Genomic DNA, 22,124 nt, shown 5'->3' with positions numbered 1-22,124 from the left:
TTGCCAAATGCTCCCTTTAGCACCCTTAACGCGGGTGAAACGATGCGATTTGATCCACTTGGAGTTGACCGCATGACTCAGAGGCGAGTTGATTTTGACGAACCATCGGCTTTCACCACCCGCCGACTCTCTGACAGAATTCGATCAAAACTAATAATCCTCATCAAAGTCTTCTTCCATATCTAGCTTAATACTGCTCATTATAAAAAATCGACAACGTCTATGTCAAGGTAGAACAACTATTTCAATGCAATATAAAATAATCGGCTCGTCTCATCCGTTGGCTGGTTCCAGGTGAAATCCCCAAACGTATGCACACTCGTAAATCCGACGGCATGCAGCTGAGACATAATCCATTCGGGATCATACGCACGCTGAACATGCATTTCTTCGAACCGTTGGAACAAATCCTGCCCACCTGATTGCCCTTCAGCGCGAGCAAAAATCGTTAATTGATGCTCAATTTCATGCAGGGAAGGTTCATAATCACACACCCAAATATAAGATATGTTCTCTTCATCATAAATGAAAGGCTGCTCAGCGACATACTTTTCAAATTGGCGAGGATGATGCACATCAAATAAGAAGGATCCGCCCGGTTTGAGTGCTGCATAGGTTCGTTGAAAGGCTTGCTCCAGATCTCCGTCTTCCACGAGATAATTCAAGCAATCACAGAAAGAAATAACGGAATCCACTTCATCTGGAATCTCCCATTCCCTCATATCCTGCTGTACAAGGCGGATGCGCCCTTCCCGCAACAACCGGCTGCCTGCTGGCGACTGATCGAGCTTCTGATGCGCAACAGCAAGCATATCTGCTGATAGGTCGATGCCTGTCACCCGATAACCTTCGCTTGCTAACGGAATGGCTAAACTGCCTGTCCCGCAGCCCAAATCAACGATGCTCTTTGGCTTCCCATATGTATCCCAGCCTTGGCGAGCGAATCGCAGCCACTCTGTGTAAGGCATATCTGCCATCAGTTCATCATAAACATAGGCAAATTGCTCATAGGATTGCATCATTGTGAATCGCTCTCCACGTTTTCGGTATTCTCCGTTTTTAGATACGTCCAGTTATCTTTTTGCGTCACAAGCCCCTCGCGCATTAATTTACCTAACGCACGCTTAAATGCTGATTTGCTAATCCCAAAGCGCTGCTTGATAATATCTGGCGGGGTAGCATCCGAATAAGGCATCGCGCCATTCGGACGTTCTTTGATGAAAGCAAGTAAACGATCGGCATCCTCTTCACGCCCAACTTCTTTGCGAGCTGCCATCGACAGATTGATCCGTCCATCTTCTCGAATAAAGCTGACTCTCGCTTTTACGCGCTCGCCAAGACGAAGCATATTCACACGTTCCGAGCTATGAATCATTCCTATCACCCCGAAACCAAGAACACCGCCATCCACAAGGACGAACGTTCCCATTTGAAGGGTTTTGTACACCGTGCCTTCGACCCACTGGTTTAACCAAGTGCTTGGCGCATGGAACGTAAGCGGGTCCAATTCGCGTTCTCCAGCAAGCTTCGCCTTTAGTCGTCCTTGCTTATCATGATCCATCGTGACGAACACTTTATCCCCCACTTGGGGATGAAGCTCCTTCAGCTCAGGTAATTCGCGAATGGGCAAGAGCAGTTGGCGACCCAATCCCATCTCCAAGAAACAACCAAGACGAGGATGAATATCCGCTACTTCAAGTAATGCCAAATCCCCTAACGTCAAATAAGGGGTCTTCATTGTCGCAGCTAGACGATCTTCCGTATCGTAAAAGATAAAGACCTCTACGATTTGCCCCGGCTCCACTTGACCGATAATTTCCGAATAATGAAGCAGGACATCCTGCTCCCCATTGGTTAGAAAAAAGCCATAGGGAGATACCTCACGATCAATAGGTAATTGGACGACTGTACCTGCGATTAAGCTCATAGATTCACAACTTTCGCATCAGACCATAGTCGTTCAATGTTGTAATATTCACGCTCATCACGATGGAAGATGTGCACGACAACATCCCCAAGATCCATGAGTACCCAACGAGCCGAATCCATGCCCTCGATTCCGCGAACGATACCACCCTTTTCATGAACGCGTTTGCGGATTTCCGTCGCGATCGCATTCACTTGTGTATCTGAATTCCCGTGGCAAATGACAAAATAATCTGCAATCAAGGAAATCCCTTGAAGATCTAATGCAACGATATTCATCGCTTTCTTTTCATCTGCTGCCGTAACTGCAATTTCTAGTAATTCTTTGGACTGAACCGCCATTCGTCAACCTCCCAAATGTTGTATTAAATCATTTCTCGCTAAGATCGTTAGCGGATAAATTCGTTTTTTCTTCGATACTAACAGTTCTATGGTGGAATCAAATCCTGCAATCAAAGCCTCTTCAAGGCTATGTTTGGCTAGTTCACGAATATTATTCACACCTGGGAAATCTCTTCCCGGTTCCATATAGTCTGCTAAACAGACGATTTTGTCCATCAAGGTCATTTGTTCGCGCCCTGAGGTATGATAACGAATCGCATCCAATACTTCCGGATCCGTAATCCCAAAATCATTCTCTGCAACAAATGCGCCAACAGGCGCATGCCATAACTGCTTATCATGTTCCAACAGGATCGCCGGCATATGCTGCTCACGTACGACCCGTTCCAATCGATCGATCGGCCAATATTTCGCTACATCATGTAAAATCGCTGCTAACTCTGCTCTTACAGGGTCGCCGCCATATTGTTCTGCGAGCTTCACGGACGTTGTCATGACACCTAATGTGTGATCCCAACGTTTCGCAGGCATCTGAGAACGCACAGCTTCAATTATCGCTTCACGACTTCGATTCATACAGATCATTCCTTTGGATGAATTGATGGACTGGCTCCGGTACCATATACCGGTAAGACCGGCCTTGACTCGCACGCTCCCGAATCTCCGTCGAGGACAATTCAATAAGCGGGATTTCAACCATCTTCACTTTATCGCGTATATGTGCAGGTAACTCATTCAAGTGTAAGGTCGTACCCGGTCTCTGCACACCAATAAACTCAATACGTAACGCCAAATCATCAATGCGATGCCACTTAGGCAAATAATTCACCATATCCGCGCCCATCAGAAACGAAAAGGCATGGTTCGCATGACGACGTTGAAGCTCTTCGATGGTATCTACTGTATAGGAAACACCACCGCGCTCCATCTCAATATCCGTCAAGCGAAAGAACGGATGCCCTTCAATCGCCAGACGAATCATTTCCAACCGTTCCTGCCCCGTAGCGAGCGGCTGGTAATCTTTATGCGGCGGGTCTGCAGCCGGCATGAACCACACCTCATCTAGATGCAAGACTTCACACGTATGTTCCGCAAGGAGCAAATGTCCTATATGAATGGGATCAAAGGTCCCGCCGAAGATGCCGACTTTATGCATGAGCAATCCTTCGCCCCTATCTTATGATCTCGGCAGCTCGATTTGCTTATGTTCGCGAGATTCTTTATACAAGACAATCGTTTTACCTATCACTTGTACAAGTTCTGATTGTGAGCCTGATGCGAGATCTTGTGCAATTTCATTGCGATCTCCTTCATTGTTGTTCAGAATTGAAATTTTAATTAATTCCCGGACTTCAATCGCTTCGTCGATGTGACGAATAAGCTGATCGTTCACGCCACCTTTACCAACTTGAAAAATCGGGTTCAAATGATGAGCAAGCGAGCGTAAATAACGTTTTTGTTTTCCTGTAAGCATGGTTGTTTCAATAGCCTCCAATTTTAACTTCTACAGCAATGACTTTAATACAGCTTGACGCATAACCTCAATAGGTGCAGTCTGTCCTGTCCAATATTCAAAAGCATAAGCCCCCTGATAGACAAACATGCCTAATCCACCGTGCGTTCGGCTCCCTCGTTCCCGAGCCTGTCGTAAAATGGTCGTCTCGAGCGGATTATAAATCAAATCACTTACAATAATATCCGTACGGAACCCTTCTAGTGAAATGGGAGTTTCCTCCATATGCGGGAACATCCCAACAGATGTGGTATTAATGATGATATCGACATCACCGCAAATATCCGAAATTTGTTCGGTTCCTATCCCTACAAGATTTCCACAATGTTGTAAGGCAAGCGCTAGTTCTTCTGCTCGTTCGATCGTGCGGTTCGCAATCCAGATCACTTCCGGCGATTCTTGCGTCAGGGCATACACGATGCCTCGCGCCGCTCCACCTGCACCGATCACCAGAATTCGTCTACCAGCTAGGTCCGGTTCAACTTCTTCCTTCAGAGATCTGACATAACCAATCCCGTCCGTATTATAGCCAATTAAACGTCCCTTGTCATTGACAATTGTATTGACAGCGCCGATGAATTTCGCGCCTTCATCCAATTCATCCAATAGGGGAATGACATTCAGCTTGTGCGGTATCGTGACATTAATGCCTCGAAATCCCAACGCGCGAATGCCGCGAATGGCTTCGCCAATGTCTTCCGGCTTGACATGCAGTGCTGTGTAGACACCATCGATACCCAGCGCTTGCAGCGCACTATTATGCATCAACGGAGATTTCGAATGACGAATCGGATCCCCGATCACGCCGAATACACTCGCTTCACTACTGATCATGACTCCCGCTCCCCTAACTTAAATCATCGAATCTCTTGCCAGCACTTTAACGCCTTTTGGCGCATGGATAGTCACGAGTGCCCCTTCATCGGAGTTCACTTTAATCCAACCCAGTCCTGAAATGAATAGATCCGACTTACTGCCTTTCGGAATCCGGATTTGATGTTTCGTCCATACCGGAAGATCTTCAATCTGTTCACGATTCGGCGGTGCCAGCATCTCCCCGCGATGCTCAGCATATAACTCATCTGCTCGATCCAGCTTGGTCCGATGAATATTCAACCCATTGGATACGAAGCAGGTAAACGATTGTCGTGGGCCTTGTACAAAATCAAAGCGTGCCATGGCGCCGAAAAATAAAGTCTGTCCTTCATTTAACTGAAATACCATTGGCTTCAAAGGACGATCAGGCATAATAGCCCCTAAATCCTTTCGGGAAACAAGCTCCGTTAAGCGCGATGGATAGACAATTCCCGGTGTATCAATGATAAAATTGCCGTCATCTAACGGAATTTTCACTAAATCAAGGGTTGTCCCAGGAAAACGAGATGTGGTCAATTCCCGCTCTATATCACTGTAGTCTCGGATCAAGCGGTTAATTAAGGTCGATTTGCCTACATTCGTCGCCCCAACAACATAAATATCCTGACCGTGTCGACGATATTGCCCCACTTTGTCGAGCAGCATTTCAAAGCCTTGGTTTTTCTTCGCGCTGACAAGCACGACATCAATCACTTTAATGCCATGTTCCTTGGCACGTTTCTGCACCCAGTTCGTCAACCGATTCCAGTTCGTTACTTTTGGCAGCAAGTCGATTTTATTAACAACCAGCAGCACAGGATTATTCCCTACAAAACGTTGCAGACTGGAGATTAAACTTCCGTCAAAATCAAATAAATCAACAATGTGAATGACCAGCGACTCATTCTTGGACGCACCGACTTGACTGAGCAATCGCAAAAAGTCATCCTGCTCCAATGTGACTGACGCTGCATCATTATAGTTCTTAATGCGGAAACAGCGTTGACAAATGACGGGCTCGCGGTCTAACGTCTGAGCTGGGATATAGCCCGGTAATTCTGGTTTCTCTGTTTGTAATTTCACGCCGCAGCCTTCGCACGAGGTTATCTCGTTATGTTGCTGTCGTTGTTCAGTCATCGTTGTTCCTCCTCGTGCCAAAGACCCTTTTTCCGTAATCTTCGCAAAATAACTTTCTCCATTCGACGGTTAAACTGCGTCATCACACCTTCATCCGCAGCTGCGATTGGCAGCACGAGAATGGTATATAATCCTGTGCGGTTCCCGCCAAATACATCCGTTAACATCTGATCTCCAATAACAACCGTCTGCGCGGCCGATAGATTCATGAGTGAGAGCGCCTTCCGAAACGGCTTGCGTCTAGGTTTGCGCGCTGCATGAACGAAAGGAATGCCTAACGGCTTCGTAAATAAGGAAACGCGCCCCTCATCATTATTGGACACAATGACAACTTGGAAACCTGCTTGTTTGGCAGTTTCTAGCCAAGCAACCAATTCAGGTGTGGCATGCGGTTCTTTCGCACCGACAAGCGTGTTATCCAGATCCGTAATAATACCGCGATATCCTTGCGCATATAAAGCTTCCAAGTCAATATCGTACACGGTATTTACCCGTAATCTGGGAATAAACTTCTCTAACAAATACGTCACCTCAGTTTCATACGACAAACTATACCATATTCTTTGTTTTTCGTGCAAAGAATTGCCGCCCAAACCGTAAGGCTTGAGCGGCAATTGTGGTTTACATATTATAGTCTTTGCATGAGCTTTTTCATTTCGGATTGAGCCTGCGACCAATCTTGATCCGTAACAGGTTTGGTGCTGTACTTCGCCTTCTCAAATAAAGGCAATAGTTGATTCCATGCACCAGCGAGCGCACTTCGTTCCTTCTCCCAGCGCGACACACTTTCACGCAGCGTTTCGTGCTCCTCACGAAGCAACCCTTTTCGACGGCAATAATACAGCCAATGTTCCGTAAGGACAATTAATTTCTGTCCGCTTGAAGGACGATGTCCATGAACTAGCGTTCTCCATAACATGTTCCAATGCAATCGATAACGAACAAACAATACATACAACATGATAACAAATATGATACCCATAATGGAATAGGTAAGAATCGAAGGTTTCATAAACGCGAAGGAACTCTCTTTTGTCTCATCTGTATTGGCTGTTGTATCCAAGTCCGGGACGGTTACAGGCGCAGCTTGATTTTCTTCTTGTGCCATCGGAATGGTGAATCCGGGTGTCGCTTCAAAGGGGATCCAGCCAAACCCTTCAAAGTAAATCTCGGCCCATGAATGGGCATCCGCATTACTTACAATGTACGTCCCTTCTTCTTTGGCCATCTCTTCCATCATCGCATTAGGCATGTACTGATCCGGACGGTATCCCTCTTTGGAGCCCCCAACGTACCCCTTAACCCATCTTGCAGGAATGCCAATAGAACGGGCCATCGTGACAAGTGAAGTAGAGAAATAATCACAATATCCTTGTTTTAGCTCGAATAAGAAGCTATCTACAAAATCACTGCTTTGTTTTAATGACAGGTCCGGTTCATTCGTATAGGTGAACTTTTCTGATTTCAGGTAAGTTGTCAGTGCCTGGATTCTGTCGTAATCATTCTGCTGCCCCGCGGTCAGGGATAATGCCAGATCCTTCACACGCGCAGGAAACTCCTTAGGCAGCTGTATATAATTCATGCGATTGATGGATGTGCGATTACGTTCAACTTTTAATTCACGAAGCTTTGCCTCATCTATAATTGGAATTTCGGACACGAACGTATAGGTCTTCGGATAATCTTTCTTCCCCGTAAACAACATGGAAGAACTCTCCGGCTTCCACGAGATATCTCCCATTTTTGCAGCATCATCTAATTGTGTTAAACGCTGTGCGGAATATGCGCCAAATAGGACAGGGTATGACTCGTTGCGTCTCATCGTAACTGTGGCGGTTAGCTGCGTAGTCTCTACCGTAGGTGCCAGGTCAAAAGATTTTAACGGCTGATCTAACGCCACCGGCTGAACTTGGGCTAACGTCTCCGAGTAAGATTCAATCCAACCTTCTCCTGTATAATAAGAACGAGTCTCTCCACGCCAATAACTTCGATGATTCGTATTGATTTCCATCACTGGTGTGTGGTCAAAATCAAAACCCGCACCTAAGGTGCTATCATCACGGCCATAGCCTGAACGGTACGCCCTGGCGTTTATGGTATCAGCACTCACTTCCCCGCTATAAAATGTAGGGACAGCTTCCCCTTTCCATGTTTTCCACATGGTATATGGATCAGGGATAAGCGGAACGGTGGATGGCATGCTCGTACCCGCGACAACAATCACAAGCAAGAGCAAACCTACGGTACAAATCAATTTCAGCGGATAGGTGGCAAGGTTTCTCCAGCCCTCCGGATATTTGGAACGCAACCGAATAAAATGATCGACGATGAGCCAAGACAGCCCTGCCAACACAACCCAAGCGACTTGCTTCCATAAATTCAATACCGTAAATGAATCCAAGATCGCAAGCCCGATCAACTGAATCGTCATAAAAGCGATAATCCTTCGCCGGCTTCGAACAAGAAACCGAATGATCTCGAACAAAGCCCACGTTCCGAAGGTAAATAACATATAAGGGTATTGCGATGCCCCCCATGAAAGGATGACATCACTCCACTTCACTGTTCGCAAGGTAAGCAGCTGATAAGCCCCTAGCACCTCAAATTGAATAAGTCCGATGAGCAGGATGATAAGGATGCGTCGAATCCATACATGGAGAGGAATAAAGAGTTGAATCGCCGTATAACCGAGCAGTGTAAGTCTAACCATCTCTATCGTCTCTTCCGACCATAGATTTTTCAAGGGCAACTGCCACTGCCATAACATTACGAGCACGCAAAGTAGGATTAATTTATCCAGCCCATCTTGCCTAAGATTTCGAGCTATCGCCAACAGCGACTTGACCATTTGACCAACCTCCTAACACAACAGGAAGCTCCTGCAACCGCTGCACAGGATATACCACGATACCTTTTGATAAACAAAACGTGCTCCAGCCTTCAGGTGATCCGGTTAGAGGACTCGTCATCAGCATCTGACTCACGGTCATTTGCTTATGCTGCAGCCATTGTAAAAGTCGTAGGACACTATCACTGGTACCCGGACTGATGACGACATAGAAGCTTCCCGTACCTAATTTCGATTGAAAAGGCTGCAATCGTCCGCTGAGCTCGGCATATCCGTCTGCATCCGTATCCATTAAGTGATCCTTGATTTGTTTATGGTGAAGTGTCGAGCTTCCCGGCTCAAAGATGTCCACGGATTTCCCTAAAGAAATAAACCCAACGGGGATCTGACGCTCACGACTGAATTCAAGCAGTGACGCAGCAATCGATACAGCCAGTTCGAACTGTTCTTCGGTTGCATAATGCCGCTGAGTTCGGTCAAGCACCAACACCATGGAAGGCAAAGACTCCCGTTCGAATTCCTTCGATTTCCATTCCCCTGTCTTCGCCGTAGCGTTCCAATGGATCCGTGAAATACGATCTCCGTAAATATATTCCCGTACCCCGTTAATTTGGGTTGTTTCTTTGGAGGACCGGTGAATCATGGCGTGTCTGCCGTATCCTTGATTCCGAACGTCGAACATTCTCCATCTCGGAATGCGAATGGTCTGGGGCAGCACACAGAATTGGGATGCGACCTGAATGGCTCCCTTGTGCTGGAACCATCCGAAAACATCCTCCATGGCACATTCTGACGTACCAAAGCTATAGAACCCTCGCTTCAAGTTCGTTAGCTTATAGTGCATCACGCAATTCCGATTCCAATCGGGGATTACAAGCGATTCAAAGGTCAACGTCTCTCCATGCCGACGTACGAGTTGATCGCGCAGCAAGACATAAGGGGCCATGCCAATCATTTGGACTTTCACAGACAATTCTGCTTCAATCGTGTCTCCTGCGTAAAATATGGCTCGGTTCTCGCCCGCATAGCGCAGTTTGCGTATTCCCTTCGACTTCGATATTCCGCTCCATTTGCCGATCCATAAATACAAGCAAATCATGGTCATCATGCTTAAGAGCATGAAAGAGGTTTTCCCACCTTGAAACAGCAGAAAAAATAAGCAAATGATCCAACTCGCGAAGACGATCCAGAAACGTGAAGAAAACGAAAACCATTGGCGTGCTGACGAGCTACGATTCGATGGCTTCATTTGCATTCCTTCATCGCTCCAATCTAACGGGAACATCCACCTGCTTTAAGACTTGATCCATAAATGTATAGGGTGTCAATCCTTCAATTCTCGCTTCAGGACGCAGCGTAATCCGATGGGCAAGCACATGAGGAGCCAGCTCCTTCAAGTCATCCGGGATCACGTAATCCCTCCCTTGAACAAATGCATAAGCTTTAGCAGCTTGCATGAACGATACCGATGCCCGAGGGCTTGCGCCTAACACGGTCAGGGCATGGTCTCGCGTCTTGCGGACGATATTGACAAGGTAGTCACCCACGGCTTGATCCAAGTGAATATGTCGAACCTCCGCCTGAATTTGCGCCAGCGTCTCCATCTCTGTCACCGCTTGAACGGTATCAATGGGTTGTCCGTATTGATGGGAAAATAACAAACTAGCCTCGGTTGCTGCGTCCGGATAGCCTAAGGAAATGCGCAGCATGAAGCGGTCAAGTTGTGCTTCCGGGAGCATATAGGTACCATCAAATTCGATCGGATTTTGTGTAGCAAACATCATAAAGGGATGTGGCAATGCATAACTCTCTCCATCCACCGTCACATAACGCTCTTCCATTGCTTCCAACAAAGCCGACTGCGTCTTCGTCGTTGCACGATTGATCTCATCTACAAGCAAAATATTCGTAAATACCGGGCCAGAACGAAACACGAACTGCTCTTCACCGGGATGAAATATGGACACGCCAGTAATATCGCTTGGCAATAAATCCGGATGACATTGAATCCGTCGAAATTGGCCGTTGATCGTTCGGGCTAATGCTTTGATGAGTTGAGTTTTACCTGTTCCTGGCACGTCTTCCACTAACACATGACCGCCTGCAAGTACAGCGGTAAGGAGCAGCTTAATCTCAGCGCTTTTGCCGAGAATACATGCTTCCAATTGGGTTCGAATCGCTGAAATCGTCTGCATATACGGGTTCATATTCATCAACAACAACCCTTTCGTCAACTAATAATATCAATCGTTTCCTATATTTTACATGATGGGGAAATGAGCGTATATAGTAGACTTTTACAGGGTTATGTGGCATTTTCCACAAAAAAACAGACAAAGAAGATCGTGACGAGCACTTCCGTGCCATGTCACTTTTCCTTGTCTGTTTTATCCATTTCACATGTTGCATTAACCTTTTGGCTTCGCAATTAATGAGGCAATAAACGAGAAGATGATCGCCGAAGAGATCCCCGCACTTGTCACCTCAAAAATCCCTGTGATGACACCGACCCATCCATCACGTTTAAGCTCCGTTAATGCTCCGTGAACTAGTGAATTCCCGAAGCTTGTAATGGGTACGGTTGCTCCGGCTCCTGCAAAGCTGATTAACGGCTCGTACCATCCGAGACCATCAAGCGCTGCGCCGGCGACAACAAGCGTTGTCATCGTATGCGCTGGCGTCAATTTAAACACATCGAACATCAATTGCCCGATCACGCAGATGATGCCTCCTATAACAAAGGCCCACAAAAACTGCACGATTTACCCCTCCAAACCTGTTGCAATCTTCCACCAACAATTACATTATGAGTTATTCGAGGGTTGGTTATGCGGACCTTTCAGATATTCATCCGGGTCAAAACGTTTGAGCGCCGAAAGTTTCGGAAGCAATACAAGAATAAATACGAGCAAAATAACACCCATGCCTACAACGGCAAACTGAATTGGGACTTTGGTGTTCAGGTATAAATAAATGAATAGCCCAATAATTGTAAGCGAATTTTCCACCAGGTTCTGTACCGCGATCGTCTTTCCTGCGCCTACGATATCCTTGCCAACGGTCTGCAAGATCGTGTTCATAGGAATTAAGAAGATCCCGCCGAACACGCCAATCAAAAATAACATAACAACAGACAACACCAGACTATGCATGAAGGCCGTGACTAAGACGCAAAGGACCATCAGAAAGCCGAAATAATAAGAAAGGTACATTTTGCTTGCCGGAATGATCCGAGGCATTAGAATCGATCCTAGCACGACACCGATCGCCGTACTGCCGATAATTAACGATTGTTGATCCGTATTCGTAATCCCTAAGTTCGCAGGAATCCAAGCAACAAGCGCAATGCGAAGCACGGCAGCTGTTAACCAAAATGCCCCTGTTGCCACCAAAGAAAACTGTGCTTGCGGATGACGGAACAACGCGCGGGTATCTTGAAAGAATCGTCTGGCTGCAGCGATGTATTGAATTTGCGTATTGCCAGGGATCTTAGGAATCAAGAAAGTGAGCGCCCATGATAATCCGTAAACTATGAAACAGGTAACAAGACCTAATAGATCCGAATATTCAGCCAAAAATCCCCCTACGACAGTACCTAATAAAATGGCTAAAATCGTGGTGCCTTCCACTTTCGAATTCGCACGCAGAAGTTCATCTTCCGTTCTGGTTAGCTCGGTTAGGATACCGTATTTCGCAGGAGAATAAATGACGGCTCCAATCCCTAAGATCGCGTAACAAAATATCGGATGAATACCAAAAATAAGTAATAGAATGGCAGCTGCCTTAAATAAGTTGCCGACCATGAGGACGCCAGACTTCGCATTCCGATCCGCGAATGATCCCACAAATGGGGCTAAGATCAGAAATACAGCTAGAAATCCGATCTGAATATACGTAACCGCTTGGTCTGGGTTCTCCAGTCCTTGTCGTTTCAACATCCCGATAATAATAAAGAAATTAAGATTATCGGAAAATGCGCTCATAAACTGTGTAAGCACCACAGCATTCACAGGGCTAAGCAGCTTCTTGCGAGGCTTAGCAGAGCTATTGTTCTGTAGCATAGATAATGTTCTCCTTTTTCCATAATTCCAATTTGTGACACCGTCCAAGCCACGAAGTAGAATATACCATAGCCCTCCAGATATATCCACGATTACCGATCCCTTCACACCAAAAAACCCGTTTCAACATAGGTTGAAACGAGCTGGGTAACCTATTAACATTCCTAGCAATAAGTAAGATCACCGAACACTCTCTTTCATCGATTTCAATCGTTTCATGACATCATTTTCACCACGGCCAAAATAATCATGGAGCTTCGAATACTCTTGATAGAGCTTCTCGTATACCGCGACATGTTCAGGAATCGGCTGGAATGTCTCTTCTTTAACGCGCGCCATTGCTTTAGATGCATCGACAATGGAGTCGTAACCGCCTCTCTCGGATCCTGCCGCAACGGCACCGAACATCGCAGCGCCTACCGCCGGTGTTTGCTTGGAATCCGCTATTTTGATCACACGGTTCGTTACATCCGCATAGATTTGCATGAGCAGACGGTTCTTTTGCGGCAATCCGCCACAAGCGTACAATTCTTCAACCGGAACGCCGTTATTGTGGAACGCATCTACAATTTTGCGCGTACCGAAGGCTGTGGCTTCTAATAGCGTACGATAGATTTCTTCCGGCTTGGTTAATAATGTGCAGCCGAGCAGCAATCCTGTGAGATCCGTGTCCACAAGAACCGAACGGTTGCCATTCCACCAATCCAACGCAAGCAGCCCTGTCTCACCTGGTTGATATGCGGCAGCTTTCTCCTCTAACCAGACGTGAATGTTCTTCCCGTCCCGTTCCGCAGCATCCTTGACATAACTAGGAACAGCCTCTTCCACATACCATTCAAAAATATCGCCTACGGCCGATTGGCCTGCTTCATAGCCGAGGTATCCCGGAATAATCCCGTCTTCAACCACACCGCACATGCCTTCCACATGTCTCTCTTCGGTTCCTAAAAGCATATGACAAATGGATGTCCCCATCGCCATCACGAGCTTGCCCGGGGTAACCACACCGACGCCTGGAACAGCCGCATGTGCATCGACATTCCCAACCGCGATCGCCGTGCCTGGCGCAAGACCCATTAGCTTTGCCATGTCTTCTGTTAATTCTCCGGCTTTCGTGCCCAGAGGCGCTACCTCACCTCGTAATTTCGTTTCTGTCAGGTTCTCTAAGCGAGGATCTAACGCTTTGAAGAATTCCTTATTTGGGTAGCCATCTTGTTTGTGCCAAATGGACTTATAACCTGCCGTGCAGCTGTTCCGGACAACATACCCTGTCATCTGAGATATAACCCAGTCTGTCGCTTCCACGAACTGATCTGTAACTTCATAGATATCCGGCGCTTCATTCAAAATTTGCCAAATCTTCGCAATCATCCACTCGGATGATATTTTGCCGCCATAACGCGGTAGGAATGCTTCGCCACGTTGTGCTGCAATTTCATTCAACCGATTCGCTTCATCTTGCGCAGCATGATGTTTCCACAATTTCACCCAGCTGTGTGGGTTCCACATAAATTTCTCGTTGAAGCACAATGGCTGTCCCGCCGCATCAATAGGAAGCATGGTGCATGCAGTAAAGTCAATGCCAAGACCAATCACATCAGCCGAGTTAATACCTGATTGCGCAATCACGGCCGGTACGGAACGCTGCAAGACTTCAATATAATCCGCAGGGTGTTGAAGGGCCCAATCATGCTCCAACTCGATCCCTAAGCCTGGAAGCTCCTCATCAATCACGATGTGCGGATAAGGTGTGACATGTTCCGCTATCTCTGCACCGTTCGCAAGATCTACCAGAACTGCACGGCCCGATTGCGTACCATAATCCACACCAATTGCGTATTTTTTAGTCATTTTGGCTCCCCCATTTTTTGTCCGTAGTAGGCATTTGCGCCGTGTTTTCGTAAGAAATGACGATCTAATAATGTCTGATCCATCGGTTGCACATCAGGATTCACTTGACGCATCCGTGAAGCAATTTTCGCCACTTCCTCAAGCACCACCGCATTGTGAACCGCATCCTGCGGGTCCTTGCCCCAGTTAAATGGCGCGTGGCAGTAAACTAATACGCCTGGAACTTGGTCTGGATCCAAATCCCTGAACGTCTCAATGATGACATTCCCTGTCTCTAGCTCATACGCACCTTGAATTTCGGCCGCCGTCATCGGACGCGTACAAGGTACTTCGCCATAGTAATAATCTGCATGTGTTGTTCCGTAAGCCGGAATGCTTATACCCGCTTGCGCCCAGCTGGTCGCCCAAGGTGAATGGGTATGTACAACTCCGCCAATGTGTGGAAAAGCTTTATATAACGCAATATGCGTCGCCGTATCGGAAGAGGGTCTTAAATTCCCTTCAACTACATTCCCGTCCAAGTCTAATACGACTAAATCTTCCGCTTTTAACTTCTCATACGCGACACCGCTTGGCTTAATAACGACAAGCCCTCGTTCCCTGTCGATACCGCTTACATTTCCCCAAGTGAATGTGACAAGCCCGTGCTTCGGCAGATCCAAATTCGCTTCTAGAACGGCCTGTTTCAATGATGCTAACAATAGATATCAGCCCTTTCTTAAAGGATTATGCTTTTGAGATTATTATAAACTTGTACGTACAACTTTGGAAGATATAAATCGAAACTTGCCTAACCTTGTCTCGAACTTGTATGTAATTGGATGTAAAAAAAGAACACCAACCTTTGATAGGCTAGTGTCTCTTGAGAAACGCTGATTGTATGATGTAATAACTTATTCGATGCTGCGGGTAGATTCCCGGATAATAAGCTCCGGCTTATAGATATAAGGTTCTGGTTGTTTGATATTCCCTTCAATCATATCGATCAATTGTTCTGCTGCACGTTTCCCCATTTCATTCTTCGGATGAACAACGGTCGTTAATTTGGTTTCTGTCGCCGTGGCCAAAAATGAATCATCAAATCCGACGACAGATACGTCCTCAGGGACGTTCATGTCTGCTTGCCGGATCGCTTCGAGCAATCGAACCGCAAGCTCGTCATTATAGCTTACAAAGGCCGTTGGTCGATTCACTTCACGACTCAGGAGAGACAACGCCATCTCGAATGGCTTTGTCTGTTTCTCTTCGGTTTTATAATGAATCACCGAATCCGGCTGCAAAGGCATATCATACTCTCGATGTGCGCGAATAAATCCTTTTAATCGATTTACGCCTTGTAGGTCATCCATCTTGAAAAACCCTGCGATATGACGGTGCCCCTGCTGGATCAGATGCTCCGTCGCCATAAAACCGCCTGCTTCATCATCCATTTTCATATAGGGACAATCCATTTCAGCATACCGTTCGTTGATCATTAAGAAAGGAATATGTTCCAGATCCAGCGATAAATAATAGCTTAAGTTCGGATTCCCTTCTGCACTGCGCGTAGGCTCGATAATAAGTCCGCTCAAAGGCTGACTTAAAAGAGCTTGCAGATTCTCACGTTCGCGTTCTTTATCGTTGTCTGTACTGGATAATACCAAGCGATAGCCACGGTTCCGCAACACAGCTTCAGCACCTTGCACGATATGCGGAAAGATATAGTCCGAGATGTACGTTGTTAAAATACCGATCGTTGGGACTTCAGGGTTCACGGACCGATGCTGCTGCGGCGCAGACACGAATGTCCCTTTCCCTTGAATCCGTTCAAGCCATCCGTCTTTCTCCAGCTCACCAAAGGTCTGTCTTACCGTCTGCCGGCTTAATTGGAACTGTTCTGCAATTTCATTCTCAGACGGCATTTGATCGCCGCGTTTCAGTCGTCCTTCATCGAACCAAGTTAATATTTCATGCTTTAACTGCATATATTTCGGCGGTTGCTTCTTCTCCATCATTCACCTCGTAAATCGGATCGTCCTAAATATCATTACAAATTACGAGTATTATAGCATGATTGCCCGTATTTTGAGAAAAAAGCGGCTGTCACATCGACAACCGCCTTCTAAATTAGTCCTTTATTAACGCAATTTCCAAGCGATATCATTCAAACGAAGTTCGTTGCGGAATGCCAGCGCCGTCGTGCTATGATCAATAATAACACACTCAATCCCCAACATTTCTGCAAAGTCTACGATATCTTCCGCTGTCAACGCGTAAGAGAATCCTGTATGATGCGCTCCGCCGGCATGGATCCAAGCCTCTGCCGAGACTTTCAAGTTCGGTTGCGGCTTCCATAATACACGTGCTACAGGAAGCTTCGGCATATCGTTCTCTAATTTCACCGCATCGACGACGCTCACGATCAGACGTAACCGGTTCCCCATATCGACGATGGATACATTAACCGCTGCTCCTTCTTTGCCATCAAACACGATCCGAGCAGGATCCTCCTTCCCGCCAATCCCAAGCGGATGAACCTCAATCCGAGGGCGCGTCTCGGCGATTGTCGGACATACTTCCAACATATGTGCGCCAAGAATCATTTCATTATTAGGTTCAAAATGATAAGTGTAGTCTTCCATGAAGGAAGTATCCTTGCCATCCGCCATAACCTTCATTAAGCGCACAAGTGCCGCTGTCTTCCAGTCGCCTTCACCGCCGAACCCGTAACCTTGTTCCATCAAACGCTGAACAGCAAGTCCTGGCAGCTGTTTCATGCCGTGTAGATCCTCGAACGTTGTCGTGAATGCCGTGAATCCGCCTTCTTGCAAGAAAGCTTTCATCCCTAGCTCGATCCGCGCCTGTTCCGAAATAGAATCCCGGACAGCACCAGCTTCTAGTCCTTCTGGGACGATATCATATTGAGTTGCATATTCATCGATCAATGCTTGCATGTCCTCATCGGACACCGCTTGAATGTAATCCACCAAATCTCCAATACCATATCCGTTCACAGACCAACCTAATTGAATTTGCGCTTCGACTTTATCGCCTTCCGTAACTGCAACCTGGCGCATATTGTCCCCGAAGCGTGCAACTTTCAATTGACGGCTCTCATTATATGCTACGGCAACACGCATCCATCTTCCGATTCGAGCGCGTACTTCGCCATCTTCCCAATGTCCTACAACGACTTTGCGAGCAATCTTCATCCGTGCGCCAATGAACCCGTATTCACGATCGCCATGCGCAGATTGGTTCAAGTTCATGAAATCCATATCAATGCTGTCCCATGGGATATCCCGATTAAATTGTGTATGCAGGTGGAGCAGCGGTTTACGCAGCTCATTTAATCCTGCGATCCACATTTTAGCTGGGGAGAAGGTATGCATCCATGTCATAATCCCCGCGCAAACAGCATCTGAATTCGCTTGGATCACGAGGTTATAGATTTCTTCAGCCGTCTTCACTACCGGTTTGAAAACCAAATTTACCGGGATGGCTGAATCTAGATTTAGAGCATCCGTAATCATCTTGGAATGAGCATCCACCTGCTCTAAGGTTTCTGGACCATATAAATGTTGGCTTCCTGTAACAAACCAAATTTCATATGTTTTTAATGGCAACATGTGTGAAATTCCTCCTTAGATTCAATAAGGTTATTACTCCAAATGTATTGTCTTTAATTGTATGTACATTTATATATTAAACCCTGAAAATAATTTTAGATGTACGTACAAGTTAATGTTGAATTCATTCTACGCTTTTTAGATTAGAAATTCAAGAACAAAAAAAACCATGTCTCTGCTCAAAATCCAAGAGACATAGTTAAGATCTTATATTCATGATTAATTTCCTGTTCTTGATCGTCCATAAATTTCTCGAAATGTATTCAACATCGCATCCACATCCGGTTTACGACCTGTCCGATTACGAATATCGATCGCTTTATTCAAATATAACGTGAAAAGACTTAAGATCTCAGGACTATCACCGCTACCCACAGAACCTTGCCGTGAGATTCTATGAACCCCCAGCTTCGAGGCGCGCTGACGAATTCTTTTCAATGACCGATCTTCTGGAAACAACGCTACCAGCTCCTCAACGTCTATCGTCGGATATTGATTGCGAATGATTTCATCTTCCCACGGTTCCCATCTTCTCCCTGTCACTGACATTCAGCATACTCCTCTCGATGGTGTTGAGTAAAATATACGTCAATAAACCCGCATGAACACAACAACGGAACCATAATAAACCCGGTATATGAATGAATCATATGGCTCCCCTCATTAATCAAAGGTTTTGTGACATACACCGATAATCCATATTCCTTAAATTTTTTGCATATGCCTTGGCCGAATAACCTTCCAAACTCATGAAGTACGCGCCATCCCTTGTCATCGAATAAAGTAACATTCGTTCGACCACACATCTGCTCTATCAAATTCAAACAAGTTAGCCGATTAATATTACATATGATCTGTCCCTCTATATCTCCAATTACCTGCAATATGATCGTAATATGTTCACTCTTTAGTTTGTTATCTGAAACGTCGTTGTCCATGGATACGGCTTCAATGCCTAACTTATCTTCTAGAATGATTGCCCCCACATCGGCGATGATTTGCGATATTTCTGTGATTGCAGCCATGCAGTAACCCCCTTGCTTCCACTTTTTTCTTTATAAGACTAATGTACTACATGACTTTTAGCATAAGTTGTGATTTATGTTTAACGAATGTGTTTTCTGCTCATATTTATTTAACATTTACCTGCCTGGGCACAAAAAAAAGCAGGAATCACAGAAAAATTAGTCTGTAATACCTGCTTCTTAAAGCATATTTGCTTATTTTCCGCTAACATCCTGCGGGTGTGCTTCTGTTACGAGTTCGACTGCACTTGCATTCGATACGACTTGGTCTGGATTTTTACACCCTGGAATCACGGTTGTCACCGCCGGATGCTTCAAACACCATGCCAGAGCCCACTTCGCCATATCCACGCCAGATGGAACTTCATTTTGCTTGATCTGTTCAACTTCCTCCAGCTTGCGACGCGTCGCTTCCTGATCATGACGATGACGAACGTCCGTCTCCCCGAATACAGCGCCAGGCTTGTATTTACCGCTCAAGTAGCCGCTTGCAAGCGGAACGCGAGCGAGAACACCTAGATCCTGTGCCTGACAAGAAGGGAAGACACGCTGTTCAGGAGCACGGTCGATGCGGTTATACACCACTTGGATCGCACGTGAGTTCACTTGCGAAGATGCTGCCGTCTGATGTAAGTTATCGTTATTGCCGATCGATGTACCTAAATTGCGAATTTTGCCTGCTTGAACCTGTTTGTCCAGAACCGTCCATAGCTCATCATTATCAAAGGATGTATCCGGGCCGGAATGGAATTGATATAAATCGATATAATCGGTATGTAATGCTCGAAGCGAAGCATCAAGCTGACGAACGACGCCTTCAGCATCGAATACGTCGGTTCTTGTGAACCTTTCATGAAAGTGATGCCCGAATTTCGTGGCGATGATCCAATCCTCACGCTTGCGTCTAGAAATATAGTCCCCGATAAACGCTTCAGATAAATGATCCCCGTAGCATTCCGCCGTGTCAATCAAGTTAATGCCTAACTCATGTCCTTTGTCGAGGATCGCATCTACATCCTCTTGCGTAAATTGCTGTCCCCATTCCCCGCCGAACTGCCATGTTCCTAACCCAACGACGGATACATTTAAATCTGTTTTTCCTAATCTGCGGTACTTCATGGAATCACTCCTTCATCCGTAATTAAGTTGATGTCCAAGCATCAAAATGCATTCAACCTGCGTTGACACCCAGCAAGTACTTTCCACCCTAAGCGTACCATAGAAACACCCGTGAAGGCTAACGGAAGAGGGGCGAAGAAATTGCTGATATTTCAGCATCATGGTAGCAGGCAACACACTACTTACAAGCAACACGTTAGATGTTAACAAAAAAATGTTTCTAAACGATCAAACTTCCCACACACACATGAGAAAAACCGTCAGGTGATCACCCGACGGTCCTTTATTGAGTGAACCTATACGTTGATGGATAGGGGAGATGGGTTGGTGTTTTGCGTAATAGCTGTCGTAGATACGAAATTTTGACAATTTTATAAGCTCTTTGTGTGAAACGGACATGAGAGACCTTATTGTTTGCTATGCTCTTAGATTAGCCGTTGTTGCGGACACAGATACACTTATTCCATTCGGATCATGAGTATATAGCTTATGTTTAGCATGATAAGAGCTGCTGTGTCCGTTCACCCTGCATTTTGAGTGCTTTTGGCATCATTAAGGTCTACTGTGTCCGTTCATTTCTCGCTCCGTTCGCTGCACCCTAATTTGATTTCGGCTATCTCTTGAAAAGTTAATTCTAGAACGTCTAAAAGAACAACGACTACAGCGGCAAGCTGAAGAAATCATACGTTTCTCTGAACCACGCTCCGTCTTGAATCGCTTCACCACCCAAGATGCGTGGCCACGCCACAGAGAAGCGATAGGTTTGGATACCTAGCTCTTTCATCAGCGTCACGTCTTCTTCCTAGCGATGGTAGCTGTCACAAGCGACATCTCTCCCAGGATTTTTGCAAAACACTAAATTTACCATGATTTACAAATGCAGCAACAAACAAGACCCCACCTCCCGAAGAAAGTGGAGCCATAGTCATACTATTCCTTACTTTTAGTTGGTTCCAGTGGCTTGATCCTCTCTAGGTCCGAATTCTCCGCGAATAACAACATATTCGGCTTGGTCCGTTGTTCCCGATTTCAACCACACGGTGATCATCTCGTCTGCTTTCAGATCATTCGCTTGGATTTTCTCGTACGCCATCTTCTCATCTTGGCGCGTCATCGTATAGATTGGCGTATCTGCCGCAATTTGAATGACACTCGTGTCTTCCTCAAACGTCATACCGCCGCCCATCCCCCGACTGCGTTGTCCTTGCTTCTCGCTGCCGTCGCCTTCGCCTTCCTTCATATCATTCGGTGCTGGTTGGTCGCCAGAAGTAGCTGAGGCAGACTGTTCATTCCCCGTTTGGTTCGATGGTTTGTTTCCATCGCCCTGACTTTGTCTCGCACGTTCTCCACCCTGCCCCGGTTGGAAATTTGCTTTCTGTATCGTCACTTTCGTACCTTCAATCGCAACAACTTTCGCCATGAAATCCATTTGACGATCCGGCTGGTCGGGGGCATTTTGCATTTGCATCATACCTTGTCGTCCCATCCCAGTGTCTGTACCCTCGTTTTGTGCGCCAACCGCTTGGGAGGTCCCATCATTCCCTGCATTCGAGCTGCAAGCTGTCGTAAGACCTAGGACGATCATGAATGTACAGATCCATCCGATCACTCGTGTTCCTTGCCGACTCACTGTCTTCACCTCTTCATAAAATATCTGTTTGATCCCTTTTTGGATCCCTAACAGCATATCAAAAAGGTGTGAACAAATTATGGACAAACAATCGGAATTATATTTATTTTTGTAATTAATCCAATTTAGGTTATTGACTTTAATTTTGTTTGTAACTATACTAAGTCCATAGATATTCATCATATTTATTTTTTTCACACGGAGAGGAT

The 22,124-nt window shown here is 46.0% G+C and carries 22 protein-coding genes, 1 pseudogene and 1 other annotated feature (1 of these 24 cut by a window edge); all 23 genes and pseudogenes read right to left on the bottom strand.

Annotated elements, in window-relative coordinates:
• Nucleotides 1-176, bottom strand: a binding site (T-box leader) (it extends 55 nt beyond the left edge of the window).
• A 63-nt stretch (nt 177-239) separates the two neighbouring features.
• The 23 genes and pseudogenes from BVG16_RS10840 to BVG16_RS10730 all read right to left on the bottom strand — a co-directional run bounded on the left by BVG16_RS10840 (nt 240) and on the right by BVG16_RS10730 (nt 21,915).
• Nucleotides 240-1,019: a class I SAM-dependent DNA methyltransferase gene (locus BVG16_RS10840; protein WP_078499092.1), complete on the bottom strand. Its 780-nt coding sequence runs from the start codon at nt 1,017-1,019 to the stop codon at nt 240-242.
• Nucleotides 1,019-1,927: a CvfB family protein gene (locus BVG16_RS10835; RefSeq protein ID WP_078498603.1), complete on the bottom strand. Its 909-nt coding sequence runs from the start codon at nt 1,925-1,927 to the stop codon at nt 1,019-1,021. Before BVG16_RS10835 ends, BVG16_RS10840 begins: the two co-directional genes overlap by 1 nt.
• Entirely contained in the window at nt 1,924-2,268 is a 345-nt protein-coding gene (rsfS, locus tag BVG16_RS10830; protein ID WP_078498601.1) for a ribosome silencing factor, read from the bottom strand. Before rsfS ends, BVG16_RS10835 begins: the two co-directional genes overlap by 4 nt.
• A gap of 3 nt (nt 2,269-2,271) precedes the next feature.
• Complete coding sequence (yqeK, locus tag BVG16_RS10825) at nt 2,272-2,844, bottom strand: bis(5'-nucleosyl)-tetraphosphatase (symmetrical) YqeK (protein WP_078498599.1); 573 nt, start codon at nt 2,842-2,844, stop codon at nt 2,272-2,274.
• Nucleotides 2,828-3,424: a nicotinate-nucleotide adenylyltransferase gene (locus BVG16_RS10820; RefSeq protein WP_078498597.1), complete on the bottom strand. Its 597-nt coding sequence runs from the start codon at nt 3,422-3,424 to the stop codon at nt 2,828-2,830. Before BVG16_RS10820 ends, yqeK begins: the two co-directional genes overlap by 17 nt.
• A gap of 21 nt (nt 3,425-3,445) precedes the next feature.
• Nucleotides 3,446-3,742, bottom strand: a complete 297-nt coding sequence (gene yhbY, locus BVG16_RS10815; protein WP_078498595.1) for a ribosome assembly RNA-binding protein YhbY — start codon at nt 3,740-3,742, stop codon at nt 3,446-3,448.
• 30 nt (nt 3,743-3,772) lie between these two features.
• Nucleotides 3,773-4,615: a shikimate dehydrogenase gene (gene aroE / locus BVG16_RS10810; RefSeq protein WP_078498593.1), complete on the bottom strand. Its 843-nt coding sequence runs from the start codon at nt 4,613-4,615 to the stop codon at nt 3,773-3,775.
• An 18-nt stretch (nt 4,616-4,633) separates the two neighbouring features.
• Complete coding sequence (yqeH, locus tag BVG16_RS10805; RefSeq protein WP_078498591.1) at nt 4,634-5,773, bottom strand: ribosome biogenesis GTPase YqeH; 1,140 nt, start codon at nt 5,771-5,773, stop codon at nt 4,634-4,636.
• Nucleotides 5,770-6,294 (bottom strand): YqeG family HAD IIIA-type phosphatase, encoded by a 525-nt coding sequence (locus BVG16_RS10800; protein WP_078498590.1) that lies wholly within the window; start codon nt 6,292-6,294, stop codon nt 5,770-5,772. Before BVG16_RS10800 ends, yqeH begins: the two co-directional genes overlap by 4 nt.
• 107 nt (nt 6,295-6,401) lie before the next feature.
• A complete protein-coding gene (locus BVG16_RS10795; RefSeq protein ID WP_078498589.1) occupies nt 6,402-8,621 on the bottom strand; it encodes a DUF4129 domain-containing transglutaminase family protein in 2,220 nt (739 codons plus the stop codon).
• Entirely contained in the window at nt 8,584-9,876 is a 1,293-nt protein-coding gene (locus tag BVG16_RS10790) for a DUF58 domain-containing protein (protein WP_158081667.1), read from the bottom strand. Before BVG16_RS10790 ends, BVG16_RS10795 begins: the two co-directional genes overlap by 38 nt.
• A 4-nt stretch (nt 9,877-9,880) precedes the next feature.
• Nucleotides 9,881-10,834: an AAA family ATPase gene (locus tag BVG16_RS10785; protein WP_078498588.1), complete on the bottom strand. Its 954-nt coding sequence runs from the start codon at nt 10,832-10,834 to the stop codon at nt 9,881-9,883.
• 195 nt (nt 10,835-11,029) lie between these two features.
• Complete coding sequence (gene spoVAE, locus BVG16_RS10780) at nt 11,030-11,380, bottom strand: stage V sporulation protein AE (RefSeq protein WP_078498587.1); 351 nt, start codon at nt 11,378-11,380, stop codon at nt 11,030-11,032.
• 45 nt (nt 11,381-11,425) lie between these two features.
• Nucleotides 11,426-12,682: a lysophospholipid transporter LplT gene (lplT, locus tag BVG16_RS10775; RefSeq protein WP_078498586.1), complete on the bottom strand. Its 1,257-nt coding sequence runs from the start codon at nt 12,680-12,682 to the stop codon at nt 11,426-11,428.
• A gap of 180 nt (nt 12,683-12,862) precedes the next feature.
• On the bottom strand, nt 12,863-14,533 hold the full coding sequence (locus BVG16_RS10770; protein WP_078498584.1) for a ribulokinase: 1,671 nt from the start codon (nt 14,531-14,533) through the stop codon (nt 12,863-12,865).
• Complete coding sequence (gene araD / locus BVG16_RS10765; protein WP_078498582.1) at nt 14,530-15,234, bottom strand: L-ribulose-5-phosphate 4-epimerase; 705 nt, start codon at nt 15,232-15,234, stop codon at nt 14,530-14,532. Before araD ends, BVG16_RS10770 begins: the two co-directional genes overlap by 4 nt.
• Nucleotides 15,235-15,426: 192 nt before the next feature.
• A complete protein-coding gene (locus BVG16_RS10760; RefSeq protein WP_078498580.1) occupies nt 15,427-16,524 on the bottom strand; it encodes a GntR family transcriptional regulator in 1,098 nt (365 codons plus the stop codon).
• A gap of 126 nt (nt 16,525-16,650) precedes the next feature.
• Entirely contained in the window at nt 16,651-18,141 is a 1,491-nt protein-coding gene (araA, locus tag BVG16_RS10755) for an L-arabinose isomerase (RefSeq protein ID WP_078498578.1), read from the bottom strand.
• 219 nt (nt 18,142-18,360) lie between these two features.
• Nucleotides 18,361-18,690, bottom strand: a complete 330-nt coding sequence (locus BVG16_RS10750; protein WP_078498576.1) for a hypothetical protein — start codon at nt 18,688-18,690, stop codon at nt 18,361-18,363.
• Nucleotides 18,681-19,166: a hypothetical protein gene (locus BVG16_RS10745; protein WP_078498574.1), complete on the bottom strand. Its 486-nt coding sequence runs from the start codon at nt 19,164-19,166 to the stop codon at nt 18,681-18,683. The genes BVG16_RS10750 and BVG16_RS10745 overlap by 10 nt, the downstream gene beginning before the upstream one ends.
• 195 nt (nt 19,167-19,361) lie before the next feature.
• Entirely contained in the window at nt 19,362-20,285 is a 924-nt protein-coding gene (locus BVG16_RS10740) for an aldo/keto reductase (protein ID WP_078498573.1), read from the bottom strand.
• A 730-nt stretch (nt 20,286-21,015) separates the two neighbouring features.
• A pseudogene (locus BVG16_RS10735) lies at nt 21,016-21,117 on the bottom strand (family 1 glycosylhydrolase); the annotation flags it as partial.
• Nucleotides 21,118-21,228: 111 nt separating this feature from the next.
• Entirely contained in the window at nt 21,229-21,915 is a 687-nt protein-coding gene (locus BVG16_RS10730; RefSeq protein WP_078498572.1) for a hypothetical protein, read from the bottom strand.
• Between the last annotated feature and the right edge of the window lie 209 nt (nt 21,916-22,124).

Origin of the sequence: Paenibacillus selenitireducens (assembly GCF_002021565.1) — a bacterium.
GTDB lineage: Bacteria > Bacillota > Bacilli > Paenibacillales > Paenibacillaceae > Paenibacillus_K > Paenibacillus_K selenitireducens.
Note: the sequence above shows the minus strand (reverse complement) of the source record. Positions and strands in the feature narration are given on the sequence as shown.